The 15651-nt window shown below is 48.8% G+C and carries 13 protein-coding genes; 2 read left to right on the forward strand and 11 right to left on the reverse strand.

Annotated features, from left to right (window positions below; translation table 11 throughout):
* Positions 1-147: 147 nt before the first annotated feature.
* From AC566Q_RS19030 to ampD, 11 genes are all read right to left on the reverse strand, one after another.
* On the reverse strand, positions 148-885 hold the full coding sequence (locus tag AC566Q_RS19030) for a DUF481 domain-containing protein (protein ID WP_123326038.1): 738 nt from the start codon (positions 883-885) through the stop codon (positions 148-150).
* Between the two features lie 126 nt (positions 886-1011).
* Positions 1012-1824: a DUF481 domain-containing protein gene (locus AC566Q_RS19035; RefSeq protein WP_105935930.1), complete on the reverse strand. Its 813-nt coding sequence runs from the start codon at positions 1822-1824 to the stop codon at positions 1012-1014.
* A 42-nt stretch (positions 1825-1866) separates the two neighbouring features.
* Positions 1867-2685 carry an HDOD domain-containing protein gene (locus AC566Q_RS19040; protein WP_105935929.1) on the reverse strand — a complete coding sequence of 273 codons (819 nt, stop codon included), beginning with the start codon at positions 2683-2685 and terminating at the stop codon, positions 1867-1869.
* Positions 2686-2746: 61 nt separating this feature from the next.
* Complete coding sequence (locus tag AC566Q_RS19045; RefSeq protein ID WP_105935928.1) at positions 2747-3028, reverse strand: DUF1289 domain-containing protein; 282 nt, start codon at positions 3026-3028, stop codon at positions 2747-2749.
* 65 nt (positions 3029-3093) lie between these two features.
* The gene (locus AC566Q_RS19050; RefSeq protein ID WP_105935927.1) at positions 3094-3804 is read right to left on the reverse strand and encodes an SIMPL domain-containing protein; all 711 of its coding nucleotides are present in this window, start codon (positions 3802-3804) and stop codon (positions 3094-3096) included.
* 1089 nt (positions 3805-4893) lie between these two features.
* The gene (gene lpdA, locus AC566Q_RS19055) at positions 4894-6312 is read right to left on the reverse strand and encodes a dihydrolipoyl dehydrogenase (protein ID WP_105936681.1); all 1419 of its coding nucleotides are present in this window, start codon (positions 6310-6312) and stop codon (positions 4894-4896) included.
* A 133-nt stretch (positions 6313-6445) separates the two neighbouring features.
* Positions 6446-8446 (reverse strand): pyruvate dehydrogenase complex dihydrolipoyllysine-residue acetyltransferase, encoded by a 2001-nt coding sequence (gene aceF, locus AC566Q_RS19060; protein WP_499609436.1) that lies wholly within the window; start codon positions 8444-8446, stop codon positions 6446-6448.
* A gap of 20 nt (positions 8447-8466) precedes the next feature.
* The gene (gene aceE / locus AC566Q_RS19065) at positions 8467-11139 is read right to left on the reverse strand and encodes a pyruvate dehydrogenase (acetyl-transferring), homodimeric type (RefSeq protein ID WP_499609439.1); all 2673 of its coding nucleotides are present in this window, start codon (positions 11137-11139) and stop codon (positions 8467-8469) included.
* Between the two features lie 178 nt (positions 11140-11317).
* Positions 11318-12070 (reverse strand): GntR family transcriptional regulator, encoded by a 753-nt coding sequence (locus AC566Q_RS19070; RefSeq protein WP_123326023.1) that lies wholly within the window; start codon positions 12068-12070, stop codon positions 11318-11320.
* A gap of 505 nt (positions 12071-12575) precedes the next feature.
* Positions 12576-13436: a beta-lactamase regulator AmpE gene (gene ampE, locus AC566Q_RS19075; RefSeq protein WP_499609444.1), complete on the reverse strand. Its 861-nt coding sequence runs from the start codon at positions 13434-13436 to the stop codon at positions 12576-12578.
* A 7-nt stretch (positions 13437-13443) separates the two neighbouring features.
* Positions 13444-13998 (reverse strand): 1,6-anhydro-N-acetylmuramyl-L-alanine amidase AmpD, encoded by a 555-nt coding sequence (gene ampD, locus AC566Q_RS19080; RefSeq protein ID WP_499609447.1) that lies wholly within the window; start codon positions 13996-13998, stop codon positions 13444-13446.
* Between the two features lie 75 nt (positions 13999-14073).
* Here ampD and AC566Q_RS19085 point away from each other — a divergent pair, with 75 nt between their 5' ends.
* Positions 14074-14592 (forward strand): retropepsin-like aspartic protease family protein, encoded by a 519-nt coding sequence (locus AC566Q_RS19085; RefSeq protein WP_499609449.1) that lies wholly within the window; start codon positions 14074-14076, stop codon positions 14590-14592.
* Between the two features lie 14 nt (positions 14593-14606).
* Positions 14607-15467 (forward strand): carboxylating nicotinate-nucleotide diphosphorylase, encoded by an 861-nt coding sequence (nadC, locus tag AC566Q_RS19090; protein WP_499609452.1) that lies wholly within the window; start codon positions 14607-14609, stop codon positions 15465-15467.
* Positions 15468-15651 lie beyond the last annotated feature (184 nt).

Raw genomic sequence — 15651 nt, forward strand, 5'->3', positions numbered from 1 at the left:
AATGCGAAGATGACATAGGAGGTGCATGCAGGGATGACCGAAATTTTTAGCCGCGTATTGATACCCTTTCTTACACAAACAACAAAGGCTGTCTTTAAAACAGCCTTTGCAATTAAACTCAACGGTAGAGTCGAATGAGCCCTATGCTTAAAAGAAGTTGTAAACCAGGGTAACCGCTGTTTCGGTATCCAGTTTTTCAACGCCTTCAGCAACATTACTGTTGTGGTCAAGCCGTAAAGAGACCTTCATTGATAAAGAACCACTGATAGTCGCAGTTAATGCAGACTCAGCGCGTGATTTGGTGTTTTCAGAACCCACCTCGGTACTCGCTGTTTGGGTAAACTTAGCCGTATCAGAGATAAACCATTTAAACGCTGCAGAGCCACGAACAATGAAGCTGTCATTGTCTACACCTGCTTGCGTCTCAGCCCACGAGTAACCCGGACCGACACTGTATTCAAAAGCAGTCTTTTCCGTTTTCCACATCTTTTGTGACCAACCGCCGGCCAGTGTTGCCTGATAGGCGAAGTTACTGAAACGGTCATCTTCATAAGAAGAGAACGCAAACAAACGGTGATCAGGATTTTCTAACTTGTAGTTACCCTGCGCTGATGCGAAGAACTTCTGTGCCGATGTACGCTCTACTTCTTCACCATCCTGAATAACCGTTTCCTCTTTATAGAGACCTTCGATTTGATAATCGTTACTCCAGTTTTCAAGCTCTTGCTGAGCGGTAATACCGGCTGTAGCAGAAGTGGTTTCGGTGTTACCAGTGGTAACTATCAGACCGAACTCACCATCCATTGTGAATGGCTTTGGTTCATCCTGAGCAATAGCGCTGGCAGCAACGCAGGTACCGGCGATGGCAAGTAGTAGTTTTTTCATGCGGGGGGTTCCTAAATAAATTCAAATCCTGTTCGCCAAGTCTGAGGGGAGAAGACTCGCTCAATGGCTAGAAACCGCTATGTTAAAGCATCTCAGAGCAAAATCAATTCATCACGAGGACTAAATTCAGAAAAAACGGTAGACAATAGTCACGGCCGTTTCGGTGTTTAATGACTGCGCATTATTCACCGGGCTGGTGTTATGTTGCATAATGAATGAAAATTTTAGCGCCAGTGATTCAAATAAATTAGCGCTCAAGGATGTCTCGGTACGCGACTTGATGTTTTCATCACCCGCTTCCATCGAGACAAACTGACGAAGTTTAGCCCCGGTTGGCCAGATGTAATGATATTCTGCCGAAGCCCGGACAATAAAGCCATCAACCTGATCGGCACGCTCGCCGCTATCGAATTTAGCAAAGGCATAACCCGGTCCTACACTGTATCGGAAGTCGCTGATTTCGTTTTGCCACATTAGTTGTGACCAACCCGCTGCAATAGATGAACGGTAGTCGTAACCATTAAAACGATCATCTTCGTAATCGCCATAGACGAATAACCGACGGTTTTCCTGTGCCAGTTTGTAGTCGGATTGGGCGTAGGTATATAAGCGCTGTGCGGTGGTTTGATCGACCACACTGTCATCCACAGTTACTTCGGTTTCCTTATACAGAAACTCTACCCAATAGTTATTCGAGAAGCGCTTGGTTTCGTGTTCGGATTTAAGACTACTCTTAATCGAGGTCGCGTTGGTATTACCCGAGGCAAATATCACCCCAAGTTCGCCGTCGAGCGTAAACTTATTCTTTTGATCTTCGTCGTATTCGACAAAGTCGGCATGATACAAGGTACTGATGAGATCTTTATCAGCGCCGGATGCCGACATACAAAACAGCGCCAGAACAAGTGGCGCTGCCTTCGCTATAAATTGGTGTAACATGGAAGCAGTTTTTATGTTTTGTTTTTATTGCCTAAAGAGCGTTTACAAAACAGACACTGCCACCTTGTTCGTTTCTTTTTGGGCAAACAGTTTGGCGTTTTGTAACACTTCGTCGTCTAGCGGCAACAACCGCACCATGTCGGGTGATATGATATCCAACTCCGGATACCGTTCCCGCTGATAATGAGCCGTTGACAGCCGTATAGCACAGGTTAACAAAGACACGTCTAAGTCGCTAGCCAATTTCACCCGATTGTGAGCAAATTTAACCGGATAAAACAACGGCATAGGCAGCTTCCACTGTTCCATAATTGAACCACTGCATTCAGTGAATAAAAATCCGAAGTGGGCTACCTGACGATCCCAGGGCGTACCTGGTGAATCATCTTTCGCATACTGTTGATATTTCTCAGGTTCGCACTTTGCAATCACCAGTTCACTCAGGTTCTGCAAAATCCCCATAACAAAAAAGCGGTCGCTGCCACGCACGTTCATGTCTTTGGCGAGATATTTTGCCAGCATGCCGGTAAATACCGATTGCTCCCAGTGTTTATCAACAATCAGGCACTGGTTGTCAAAATGTTTAAAGGCAATGTTAGCAGTTTCGGCCAGCACCAGGTTATACAGCGCCTCACCACCAATAACGCTAACCGCTTTGGTGATGGATTCTATTTGCGAGGGGAAGCGGAAAAGTGCACTGTTCGCCAGACGAAGTAATTTGGCGGTAAGCGAAGGATCGATGCTGATGAGCGCGGCGATATCGTCCATATCTGAGCGCGGATCGTCCAGCACATTACGTAACCGTAAACAGATATCCGGTAACGTAAAAGATTGCGTTGCATATTCAATAAATTGATTCATTACCCTGTGACCTTTCCTCGATCATAAATTAAGTATATCAGAGCGTTAAAACCTCGCTGCGTTATTTATCTGGTTCATCACCAAACAAATCCTGTTGCAGCGGCTGCGTATCGGATTGGCTATTCGACTGTGACTTACGACGTTGATAATAGCGCTTACGTCGCTTACAGGCATCGAGTATTACGCGTCGCGTGCCGTCATCAATATGTAACCAGTACAGCCGCTCTTCGCGGGAGCGAAAGCAGCCCTGACAATACCCTTTTGGCCCACTTTGACAAACGCCAATACACGGACTCGGGATAGTAAAAAACTCAAGCTGAGCTGGCTGCTTGTCGTCTGCCATGGTTACAGAATTTAATAATCAATATTATTAGCTTAGCACGCCTTCACAGGCGTAAAGTATAGTTTTTAATCAGTTAGTGTATATTCAATGGTAGAGACTACGCGCACCTGTTTGATGTGGGGGTGCTGGCTATCCCTTTCAAAAATAGAAAACTGGCCCTGATTTGCCCGTTTGATTTTACCCAGTTGACTGTTGGAATCATCGGCAAACTTCTCTGCCACTTCACGGGCGTTAATGGTTGCTTCCTCTATCATTTCGGGTTTTACTTCGTTTAACCGGGTAAATATAAACTCTGTACGGGCATTATAGTTTTCGGTACTCAGTGCTACGCCCTGCCCGAGCAAATCAGATAAGTTTTGCTGCACACTGCGTACTTTCATCACATCGGCAGAATACACTGTCACCGTTTGCGTGCCGCTGTAGCGAAACTTTACGCCATTATTGCTGCCATAACGCTGGGCCAGCTTATCAGTCACCTCAGGCAGTCCTACGGTAATCTCCGCAAGATCTATACCTTGTAGAATAAGATAAGCTTTTACCTTCTCGCTATTAGCCGACATGGTGTTGTATAACGATGTGAGGTCATTGCCGGCTTCAACAAACTGTAGTGGCCAAATCACTTTATCAGCCACATACTCACGCTCGGACAAGCCCTTTACCACAACCGAGCGCTCCCACTGTTTGGCTTCGATTAACGCATTACCGCCCAGGCCTCCGAGTGCTGCTGCGCCGAAGAAGATACCCAGAGCCAATATTCCGGCAGCACCTTTATCCATGTTATGTCCTTTTGATTATGATTGATTACGCCACTCACTATAAAAAGACATTATGGCAAAATCAGGTCGTTCTAGCGATGATTCAGGGCGATTCAGCGGGCATACTGAACGGTTTAAGTCAGCTAACCTGCTCAGCAGATACCGACTCTGATCCCGTCTGCAGGAAGCCGCTTGCGTCTATCCGGTATCTCCTAATCTGTCATGGTGCGGTTAAAACAATAATCGAAAAATACTATTAACGTGAGTCAGACTGCTCAGGAGATCACCGCTCAAAAGCATGCGGGGATGACGGAGATATCGCATGCGGGGATGACGGAGATATCGGATGCGGGGATGACGAGGGAGGAGCATGCGGGGATGACGGGCTTAATTTAGCCCGGTGACGATTATTTCTTAGCCCACCTATCCTGTCATGCCGGAAGCCGCTTGCGGCTATCCGGTATCTCCTTGCAATGTCCAGGTTTAACACCGCAGTCAATTCGGCTGCTTTACCTGTTCGGTTATTGCGAACTATTGATAAACAAAAAGTTTCAGGTAATCCGTAGGCTCGTCACGGACGACGAGCCAGGGCAGCGCGGGCAGGACGCCCGCTCTGCTCGTTAGGGTTGCCCTTTTTGTTTCTCAATAGGCTTTTTCGCAATTTAGAACTGAGAGGGGTCCAGGGGGGGCCTCACTGCCACCCCTGGTCGTCGTCGGCGACCCGACAAAATGTCAATTATTCTTAGCTAATTAACTGTCTCGATTAGTTTAGACAACCTGGTCAGGAGAGCCCCGCTCAAAAGCTTGCGGGGATGACAGTATTTTTTTGCGGGGATGGCGGGATAATTAATACCGGATCAAAGCCCACACTCCCCGTCTTCCCGGAAGTTTCGTAGAAACTATCCGGGATCTCCCAATATGTTATTGGCTTTTTGATGAGGCAAACAAAAAAGGTTGTCTACAGTGAGACAGCCTTTTCAATATTCTTTTGTCCGAACAGTCAGACTGTTCAGGAGATCCCGGTCTTCGCTGAGCGAAACCGGGACGAAGAAACGCTTTAGCAGGAGGTCCCGGATATCGCCGTTGGCGATTCCGGGACTAAAAAACGCTTTAGCGTTTTTTAGCTTTAGGGTTTGGAAGGTCAGTGATGCTGCCTTCGAAGATTTCAGACGCCAGACCGATTGACTCGTTCAGCGTTGGGTGAGCGTGAATAGTCAGCGCTACGTCTTCGGCATCAGCGCCCATTTCGATGGCTAAGCCGATTTCGCCCAGCATCTCACCGGCGTTTGTACCAATCATGGCACCACCGATTACACGGCCAGAATCTTTGTCGAAGATCATTTTGGTCATACCGTCGGTTGCATCAGAGGCAATTGCACGACCCGAAGCTGCCCATGGGAAGGTAGCTGTTTCGTAGCTTACGCCCTGTTCTTTCGCTTCTTTCTCGGTTAAACCAACCCAAGCCACTTCTGGCTCAGTGTAAGCCACTGAAGGAATACAACGTGGGTCGAAGAAATGCTTCTTACCAGCGATGTTCTCGGCAGCCACATGGCCTTCGTGAACCGCTTTATGCGCCAGCATAGGCTGACCAACCAGGTCACCAATCGCGTAGATGTGGCCAACGTTGGTTTTCATTTGCTTATCAACAGAGATGAAGCCGCGCTCGTCAACTTTAACGCCCGCTTTGTCTGCTGCAACCAGGCCACCGTTTGGCTTACGGCCAACCGCCACCAGTACTTTGTCGTAACGCACTGGCTCAGCCGGTGCATTTTTACCTTCAAAGCTTACGTACAGACCATCGTCTTTGGCTTCAACGCCGGTCACCTTAGTTTCCAGCATGATGTTGAATTTTTCTTTGTAGGTCTTCATGAAGACCTTCATGATGTCTTTGTCGGCAGCCGGGATTAACTGATCCAGGAACTCTACCACGTCAATGTTTGAGCCCAAGGCTTCGTATACCGTACCCATTTCCAGGCCGATGATACCACCGCCCAGTACCAGCATTTTTTCCGGAATGTCTTTCATTTCCAGTGCGCCGGTTGAGTCGATTACGCGGTCGTCTTCAGGAATGAACGGCAGTGATACCGGCTCAGAACCTGCGGCGATAATGGCGTTTTCGAAAGAGATGGTGGTTTTACCGTCTTTGCCTTCCACTTCCAGGGTGTTAGCACCGGTAAATTTACCGTAGCCCTGAACGTGCTTAACTTTACGCATTTTAGACATACCGGCCAAACCTTTGGTCAGCTGGCCAACTACGCCGTCTTTGTATGCGCGGATTTTATCCAGATCGATTTCAGGTTCGCCGAACGACACGCCGTGGCTGGCCAGGTGCTTGGCTTCTTTCATCACTTTAGCAACGTGCAGCAGCGCTTTGGAAGGAATACATCCTACGTTCAAGCACACACCACCCAGGGTCTCTCTGGCGTCAACCAGAACTGTTTCAATCCCCATATCAGCTGCGCGGAAGGCTGCTGAATAGCCGCCGGGGCCGGCGCCTAGTACCACTAACTGCGTTTTAATTTCGCTCATCGTGACCTCAAATCTGTCCTGTTTCTATACGAATGTAAGTGTCTGAATTGTAACTAGCTGCGTCACAGCAGTAAAGGTAAACTCTCTAATTCAGATTACGATTCGCCCTGCACTAGGCAGGGCGAACAATGATTTACAGAATTAACTGGCGTAAATCTTCCAGTACTGACTTCAAGTGTACAGCAAACCTTGCTGCGACCGCGCCGTCAATAACACGATGGTCGTATGACAACGATAAAGGTACGGTCAGGCGAGGTTCAAACTCTTTACCATTCCACTTTGGTTTCATGTCAGATTTAGACACACCAAGAATAGCCACATCAGGTGCATTAACGATTGGCGTGAACGCCGTACCGCCAATTCCACCGAGGCTTGAGATGGTAAAACAGCTACCCTGCATATCAGCAGCTTTTAACTTGCCGTCACGGGCTTTTACGCTGATTTGCATCAGCTCTTCGGACAACTCGTAGATGCCTTTCTTATCAACATCACGCACTACCGGTACTACCAGGCCTCCCGGAGTATCCACGGCAATACCAATGTGAATGTACTTCTTCTGGATCAGGGTATCACCTGACTCACCCAGTGAAGTATTGAAGATGGGGTAAGCACGCAGAGCGTCGGCCGCCGCCTTCATCATAAACACCAGCGGGGTAATTTTTACGCCCAGCTTGCGCTTTTCAGCAATGGCATTCTGCTCTTTACGGAATGCTTCCAGATCGGTGATATCCGCTTCTTCAAACTGCGTTACGTGTGGGATAGTTACCCAGTTACGGTGAAGGTTCGGGCCGGAAATCTTCTGGATACGGGTCAGCGGCTTCTCTTCAATTTCACCAAACTTGGCAAAATCAACTTTTGGCTGTGCCAGTACCTGCAGGCCACCACCGTTACCACCACCAGCAGCTGGTGCTGTGGTACGCGGACGAGACAGCTCTTCTTTCACATAGGCCTGAACGTCTTCTTTAAGAATACGGTTCTTCGGACCACTGCCAGGTACTTCTGATAAATCCACACCAAATTCACGGGCAAGACGACGCACCGATGGTGAGGCGTGCACTTTACCGGTTTTTGGCTTGGTTCCTGCCGAAGGATGATGCGGCACAGGGGCTTTTTTCGGTTCTGCAGGCTTGCTGGCAGCTGGTGCGCTTTCCGCTTTAGGCGCAGACGCAGCACTTTCTGACTTAGCAGGCGCTGGTTTGGCGCTACCTGCCACTTTCAGCATACATACCTTGTCGCCTTTCGACACTTTGTCACCAGACTTAACCAGTAACTTGGTTACCACACCTTCTTTAGGTGATGGTACATCCATAGTAGCTTTATCGGTCTCAAGAGTGATAAGACCGTCTTCAACCGCTACGGTATCGCCTTCGGCTACCAGGATTTCGATAACATCAACGTCTGATGCATCGCCAATGTCTGGTACGGTGACTTCAATTTCTTCTTCACCTGCCGGCTCTTCAGCAGCCGCTTCAGGTGCAGATTCGGTAGCAGGCGCAGATTCCGCTTTTTCAGCCGGGGCACTGTCTGAGCTTCCAGAACCGGCAACCTCAAGCAATAATACCAGAGAACCTTCGCTTACCTTATCGCCCTCTTTTACCTTCACCTCAACCACTTTACCAGCCTGTGGGCTTGGTACATCCATGGTTGCCTTGTCGGTTTCAAGGGTGATCAGGCCATCTTCGGCTTCTACGGTGTCGCCTGCGCTGACCAGAATTTCGATAACGTCTACGTCAGCAGAGTCACCAATATCCGGTACGGTAACTTCAATAGTTTCGCTACCGCCACTGCTTTGCTCGGCAGCTTGCTTTTGTTCGGCTGCTGGCGCAGATTCTTCTTTAGCAGCTGGGGCTTCTTCCGTTTTTTCTTCCTGAGCCGGAGCTTCTGCGGCATCGCCGCCAGCAACTTCCAGCTTGGCCAGTAAGTCGTTGTGGCTGATTTTATCACCCACTTTTACGCACAGCTCTTTGAGCGTACCGGCAAAAGGTGCTGGTACGTCCATGCTGGCTTTGTCACTTTCAACTGTTACCAGGGCGTCTTCGGCTTCAACCGAATCGCCTGGCGATACGCACAGTTCAATGACTTCAACTTCATCTTCACCTAAATCCGGTACTAATACGTCTTTAATGTCTGACATCGTTTGCAGTCTCCCTGAGCTTATGCGAACAGCGGGTTAATTTTGTCCGGGTCAATACCCAGATCCTGCATGGCTTTATTGAGCGTTTTGCCATCCAGTTCGCCTTGCTTATACAGCTCGTAAAGGGCTGCAAAAGTTACGTACTCCGCGTCCACCTCAAAATGGCGACGTAAGTTAGCGCGGCTGTCCGAACGACCAAAGCCGTCAGTACCCAGTACACGGTAAGCACCTGGTACATAAGCACGTACCTGTTCACCGTAGTTTTTAATGTAATCGGTAGCGGTAATCGTCGGGCCATCAAAGCCTTCATTAAGGACTTCAGTGATATACGGCACTTTGGCATCGCTGTCCGGATGGAACATGTTGAAACGATCACATTCCTGACCATCACGGGCAAGCTCGTTGAAAGAAGGTACTGAGTACACTTCAACCGCTACGCCGTAGTCGTCATGCAGTTTGGTAGCCGCGGCACGTACCTGCTCTAAAATGGTACCAGAGCCCAGCAGTTTCACTTTCTTCTTAGCGTTGCTACGGCCAATGGTTTCTAACTTGTAGATACCTTTGATAATGCCTTCTTCAACGCCCTTAGGCATAGCTGGCTGCTTGTAGTTTTCGTTCATTACGGTGAGGTAATAGAATACGTCTTCCTGCTCTTCGAGCATTCTGCGCAGACCGTCCTGAACAATCACAGCCACTTCATAGCCGTAGGTTGGATCGTAGCTTACACAGTTAGGAATAAGCGCGGCCTGGGTATGGCTGTGGCCATCCTGGTGCTGCAGACCTTCACCGTTAAGCGTTGTACGACCAGCCGTACCACCTACTAAGAAACCACGGGTCTGGCTGTCACCGGCGGCCCAGGCTAAATCGCCCACGCGCTGGAAACCAAACATCGAGTAGTAAATGTAGAACGGTACCATTGGCAGATCGTTAGTGCTGTAAGAGGTACCGGCAGATAACCAAGACGCCATGGCACCCAGCTCGTTAATACCTTCCTGCAGTACCTGACCTTTCTGGTCTTCACGGTAGTAAGCGACCTGATCGGAATCCTGTGGCTCGTATTTCTGCCCCTGGCTTGAGTAAATACCTACCTGACGGAACAGACCTTCCATACCAAAGGTACGGGCTTCATCCGGAATAATTGGTACTATGCGCTTACCAATCTGCTTATCTTTAAGCAGTGCAGTCAGTACGCGAACAAACGCCATGGTGGTGGAAATTTCACGGTCACCAGAGCCTTTCGTTACTGCCTCAAAGGCTTTCAGTGCTGGTGCTGGCAGTTCTTCAGTAGACTTAGCCAGACGACGCGGCATGTAACCTTTCAGGGCTTCACGACGCTCGCGCAGATACTTCATCTCTGTGCTGTCTTCTTCAAACTTGTAGTATGGCAGTTTTTCTAATGCTTCGTCAGATACCGGAATGTTGAAACGGTCGCGATAGTGTTTAATCGCATCCATGTCCATTTTCTTAACCTGGTGAGCAATGTTTTTACCTTCACCGGCTGCCCCCATACCATAACCTTTAACGGTTTTAGCCAGGATAACCTGTGGGCGGCCTTTAGTGTTTACTGCGCGGTCGTACGCTGCGTAAACTTTTACCGGATCGTGACCACCACGGTTTAAGCGCCAGATGTCTTCGTCAGACATATTGGACACCATTTCTTTCAGCTCCGGATACTTGCCGAAGAAATGTTCACGGGTGTAAGCACCGCCCTTCGCTTTGAAGTTCTGGTACTCACCGTCTACGGTTTCGTTCATTAACTGCAGCAGTTTACCGGTAGTATCACGGGCTAACAGTGGATCCCAGTAGCGACCCCAGATAACCTTGATCACTTCCCAGCCTGCGCCGCGGAAGGTCCCTTCCAGTTCCTGGATAATTTTGCCGTTACCACGTACCGGACCGTCCAGACGCTGCAGGTTACAGTTCACTACGAAAGTCAGGTTGTCCAGGCCTTCACGAGATGCCAGGCCAATTGCACCCAAGCTCTCCGGCTCATCAATTTCACCGTCACCAAGGAAGCACCATACGCGCTGATCAGAACAGTCTTTTAAACCACGGTTAGTCAGGTATTTCAGGAAACGGGCCTGATAAATAGCCTGCATCGGGCCAAGACCCATAGAAACCGTTGGGAACTGCCAGAACTCAGGCATTAATTTAGGGTGCGGATAAGAAGACAGACCTTTGCCGTCTACTTCCTGACGGAAACCGTCTAACTGGTCTTCAGTTAAACGACCTTCGATATAAGCTCGTGAATAGATACCCGGTGCTACGTGGCCCTGGTACATAATAAAGTCGCCGCCATCTTTGTCGTTCGGCGCTTTAAAGAAGTGGTTAAAACCTACATCATAAAGCATGGCAGAAGAGGCAAAGCTTGAGATGTGACCACCTAATTCAAGGTCTTTTTTAGACGCCCGTAATACCATCATCAAAGCGTTCCAGCGCAGTGCATTACGAATGCTGCCTTCAATCGTCTGGTCGCCTGGCATGGTGGGTTCCTGCCCCGGCGGGATTGTATTGATATAAGCAGTGGTAGCGTCGTACGGCAAGTGCGCACCGTTGCGGCGGGCTTTCTCAATAAGAGACTCTAACAAAAAGTGCGCGCGTTCTACCCCTTCTTCCTCCAGAACCGATTCTAACGATTCCAGCCATTCCTGGGTTTCCTGCGGGTCAACATCTTGGTGCATCATATCACTCATGGTGCCATCCTATAGTTACTGATATAGAAATACATCCACACTCTATATGGCTGGTCGGCACATATGGCGGATGAAATACCTAACAAATTGTCTGACATGGCAACGATACTGCCGCACCATGTCGCTTTGTAATACTTACCTGACTGCCTCGTTATACTGCCGAAGCCGACACGTGTTCTTAAATTTCCAACCGGCGCAACGCTCGTTGCACACGACTGTCTCGCTGATTAATTGCCAACAACGTTTTCTCGATGTAGGCAAGGTGCGCATTACAGGCCTGACGGGCCGCTTCCGGATCCCGGCTTGCAATGGCTTCAACAATCTCTTTGCGCTGCTGGGCAATGTTATCAACCGCTTCGTCACTGGCATGCAGGGCCAGCATTTCAAAGTTGCGCTCGATATTGTCTACCAGCATGGTTTGCATGGTGCTCATCACATGGAGCAACACCATGTTGTGCGAGGCGCGCGCCATGATGACGTAAAAGCGCCCCAGGCATTCTGCCTGTTCGCGTTTGCATTCAGTGCGTTTAGGCGTGGGCATTTGATCCAGTGCTTCACGCAGTGCCGCATAATCTTCAGGCTGGCCACGCAACGCAGCGTAATACGCCGACATCCCTTCAAGGGCGTGCCTGAATTCAAGTAAATCAAACTGGGTTTCCGGCCGGCCACTGATAAGAGCCATTAGCGGATCAGTCATCGCAGAATTAAGCTGACGACTAACAAAAGTGCCGCCTCCCTGCTTACGCTCTACCAGCCCGCGGGCCTGTAAATTACCAATGGCTTCACGTAACGATGGCCGTGAAACCTGGAATTGTTCAGCCAGTTCACGTTCCGGAGGTAAGCGCTGACCGGCCAATAGCGAACCGTCGAGGATCATAGACTCGAGTTGCTCGGTGATAACGTCTGCAAGCTTTTTGCGGCCGGTTTGCATATGAAGAGTTCTGGCTCCGAAACATTGCTATGTAAACGAGAATGCGTTCACAATAAAATTGGTATTACCATTTTACCTATCTAATTAGTGTAGAGCAGAATATCACGGAGGTAAATAGTAAACATAGACCAAGTTTTATAAAGTTTCTGTAACAAACTACTTAACTTTTGAAATTATTCATAAAATTTCACAGGCTAAACTGGTTCAACCAGCCCCAAAACATCGCAATTTTCGGTAATTTAATTACAGATTAGACAATTTACAAAATGGTAAGCCATTGTTTTGCAGTGCAGCATTTTATTACCAATCACCTAAAAACTGCGATAAAAGGCTGCTGGATTCACCTTACTTCTGACCTGTAATGCTGAAAAATCGCACGTATTGTTAAAAAAACCATCAACACTGGATATTTGTACCGCCCGATTTCGGTTAACGATCAGATTTATAAAGGAATAGATAAACAAAAGGGCTGCCAGTGCAGCCCTTGTTTTAATAAGATGAGTTGCTAGTTAACCAGCCCAAGTAAGGTCAAAACCGCAATAACCGACAACAGCAGCATGACATTGCGCTTCGCCAGCGTCACCAGGGCCTTAGGTTCACAGGCAGGATCCGCCTGTTGTGATTCGGTAAAGTCGACATCTTCGGCTTTAGCTGCGACTTCAGTTAACACCTTCTCGCCAGCAACAGAAGGATGTGTCAGGTAACTCAGCCATATCGGCAATGCGCGGGAAAAGTGGCCAACCAATAGCAGCCCGAATGCGGTAATACGCACCGGCAGCCAGTCCAGAATATGCACCCAGGTGGCCATCCCTTTTTTACGTTCATCGTCACTTTCACACCACTGGCGGAAACATTCCCTGCTGGTGACGTACGCAATAGCCCCGGCCGCACCAAACACCGTAAAAAAGATAATCACCGCCGCGTAATGCTGATAGTTTAACCATAGTAAATGCTGGCCAAAACTTTTCCCTTGTTGGGTAGGCTCATCGGCGACCTCCAGCGCAGTACAATGGCCCAGTTCGCGGGTATATAAATGACAAGCTTCCAGATCACCGCGTTCGGCGGCCTGTAGAAATGAACGATAAGTATTGCGCAGGGGCTCACTGCCCAGACACAAGAACAATATAACGCTTTGTAATATAAAGCTGATAAAGCCACCAAATAACCACTGACACACTAAAAAGGTGACCAGAACCGGCAGCGCTATTTGCAGTATCAACTGAATAGGTACGCTTTGTTTGGCTATCCAGTCCTGCCCCTGTGTCCATTGCAAATATTGGCCTAAATGATTTTCAACATGCCACACCGGCGCTTTACGGAGTGCCCGCTCCAGTGACAAGACCAATAGCAAACTGATTAACACCATGGTGGTTTTACCTTTTTATATATTGACTCAGCGCCTGGCGATAGCCAGCCCAGTTAAATGCCACGCCCGGATCGGTTTTGCGTCCGGGTGCAATATCGTTATGCCCCACTATTCTGCCCAGTGTTATAGCCGGATACAACGAAATTATCTGTGCGCTCACCGCTTCCAGCGATTGATACTGGGCCTGGGTATACGGCAACTCATCGGTGCCTTCAAGCTCGATCCCAATGGCGCAGTCATTACATTTTTCCTGACCCTGGAAACTGGACACCCCGGCATGCCAGGCTCTTTTATTAAATGGCACATATTGCTCCACCGTGCCATCACGGCGGATCACGCAATGAGCCGATACCCGCAAGTGGGCGATTTCGGCATAAAAGGGATGCTCATCGGGGTTCAGAGTGCCGGTAAACAACTGTTCGATGCCTTTGGTACCAAACTGCCCCGGCGGCAGTGAGATATTGTGGATCACCAATAGGCTCACTGCGCTGTCATCCGGCCGCTCATCAAAAAAAGGCGATGCCTTTATTATTGCGTCTTTATATTGATAAGAAACACTCATAGTAGTGAATTTTTTAAGTAATTCATTAGAATAGTGTGACAGCGAAGTCGCCGGTTGACAATCTAAAGGCAAGGTATGACCCAACAAAGCACTGACACCAGTAAAGCCGCAAAGTGGATGCTTATTCTTGCCTGGGCCTGTTTATTTGGTCTTTTGACTCTGGTATTTGGTGATTTGCTTGAGCAGCAGGCAAACCCTAATCAGCAGCCGGTAAGTATAATGCGAGGCGAGCAAATCGAAATTCGGCTGGAACAAAATCGTCAGGGTCATTATGTTGTCAGTGGTAGCATTAATGGCAAGCCAGCAGTTTTTCTGGTTGACACCGGCGCTACCAGCGTTTCTATTCCGGCCCATCTAGCCGATGAGTTTAACCTGCCACGCGGGCGCAGCGGTATGGCTTCCACAGCAAACGGCCGGGTTAAGATTACGCTTACCGAAATTGCCACCTTAACGCTGGGCGGCATTACACTGCAAAATGTAGCGGCGAATATCAACCCAGGCATGCAAGGCGAGCAGATTTTGCTGGGTATGAGCGCCCTAAAACAGTTAGAATTCACCCAACGAGGGGAAACCCTTATTCTCCGTACCCTATAAAAAGAAGTATTACTGTGAGTCAACAAACATTGCCATCCCAACAAAGCATTCAGCAACAAGTTACCCAGGCGCTGGCCGAAGACCTTGGCGGCACGCCTGAAGCCAGTGCCGACATCACGGCCAATCTGATCCCTGCCGCGCATCAGGCTACGGCGACCATTATTACCCGCGAAGATTGTGTGGTGTGTGGTGTGGCCTGGGCCCAACTGGCATTCAGCCTGGTGGATAGCAGCATCGAACAAAGCTGGCAGGTAGCAGATGGCGATAAAATACCCGCAGACTCTGTACTGGTTTCGTTAAAAGGGCCAGCCAGAGCACTGTTAACGGCCGAGCGCACGGCCCTAAACTTTTTGCAACTGCTTTCGGGTACGGCCACAGAAACCGCTTTTTATGCCAGTCTGCTGGCTGGATCGGACACCCGTATTCTTGATACCCGTAAAACCATCCCCGGTTTACGGCTGGCACAAAAGTACGCTGTGGCCTGTGGCGGCGGTAAAAACCATCGCATTGGCTTATTCGATGCCTTCCTTATAAAGGAAAACCATATTATGGCCTGTGGCGGTATTGCCCAGGCTATCAGCACAGCCAAAACACAGGCGCCCGGTAAACCGGTAGAAGTGGAAGTAGAAAGCCTGGAGGAATTGCAACAGGCAATTGATGCCGGTGCCGATATTGTGATGCTGGACAATTTTACTAACGAACAGATCCAACGCGCAGTTAGCCTGACGCAAAAACGGTGTAAACTGGAGGTGTCGGGTAATATTACTTCTGAAAGATTATCTTCTCTGGCCTTACTGGGTGTGGATTACATCTCTTCAGGAGCGCTTACCAAGCATGTCAAGGCCGTTGATTTGTCATTACGCATAAATTTGTAATAACAGCTAACCGTCTGAATTCCCTGGCTTAGGTATCTTTACGTATGCCGGATTGTACAAATAGGTAGCAGTATCCAACACTAGAGTATAATTCCTAATACTTGTCAGATGCTTAGATGGTTCTATACTGAGAATCAAGTACCGGGGACGTAAGTGACGACGCCTCAGGTATCAACCTTAATTT

The organism is Alteromonas sp. H02 (genome assembly GCF_059682525.1).

Coding starts and splice junctions, on each gene's coding strand:
- AC566Q_RS19050 (WP_105935927.1), bottom strand. CDS start 3,804: ATGGATAAAGGTGCTGCCGGAATATTGGCTCTGGGTATCTTCTTCGGC.
- aceE (WP_499609439.1), bottom strand. CDS start 11,139: ATGAGTGATATGATGCACCAAGATGTTGACCCGCAGGAAACCCAGGAA.
- lpdA (WP_105936681.1), bottom strand. CDS start 6,312: ATGAGCGAAATTAAAACGCAGTTAGTGGTACTAGGCGCCGGCCCCGGC.
- aceF (WP_499609436.1), bottom strand. CDS start 8,446: ATGTCAGACATTAAAGACGTATTAGTACCGGATTTAGGTGAAGATGAA.
- ampE (WP_499609444.1), bottom strand. CDS start 13,436: ATGGTGTTAATCAGTTTGCTATTGGTCTTGTCACTGGAGCGGGCACTC.
- AC566Q_RS19040 (WP_105935929.1), bottom strand. CDS start 2,685: ATGAATCAATTTATTGAATATGCAACGCAATCTTTTACGTTACCGGAT.
- AC566Q_RS19085 (WP_499609449.1), top strand. CDS start 14,074: ATGACCCAACAAAGCACTGACACCAGTAAAGCCGCAAAGTGGATGCTT.
- AC566Q_RS19035 (WP_105935930.1), bottom strand. CDS start 1,824: ATGTTACACCAATTTATAGCGAAGGCAGCGCCACTTGTTCTGGCGCTG.
- ampD (WP_499609447.1), bottom strand. CDS start 13,998: ATGAGTGTTTCTTATCAATATAAAGACGCAATAATAAAGGCATCGCCT.
- AC566Q_RS19045 (WP_105935928.1), bottom strand. CDS start 3,028: ATGGCAGACGACAAGCAGCCAGCTCAGCTTGAGTTTTTTACTATCCCG.
- AC566Q_RS19070 (WP_123326023.1), bottom strand. CDS start 12,070: ATGCAAACCGGCCGCAAAAAGCTTGCAGACGTTATCACCGAGCAACTC.
- AC566Q_RS19030 (WP_123326038.1), bottom strand. CDS start 885: ATGAAAAAACTACTACTTGCCATCGCCGGTACCTGCGTTGCTGCCAGC.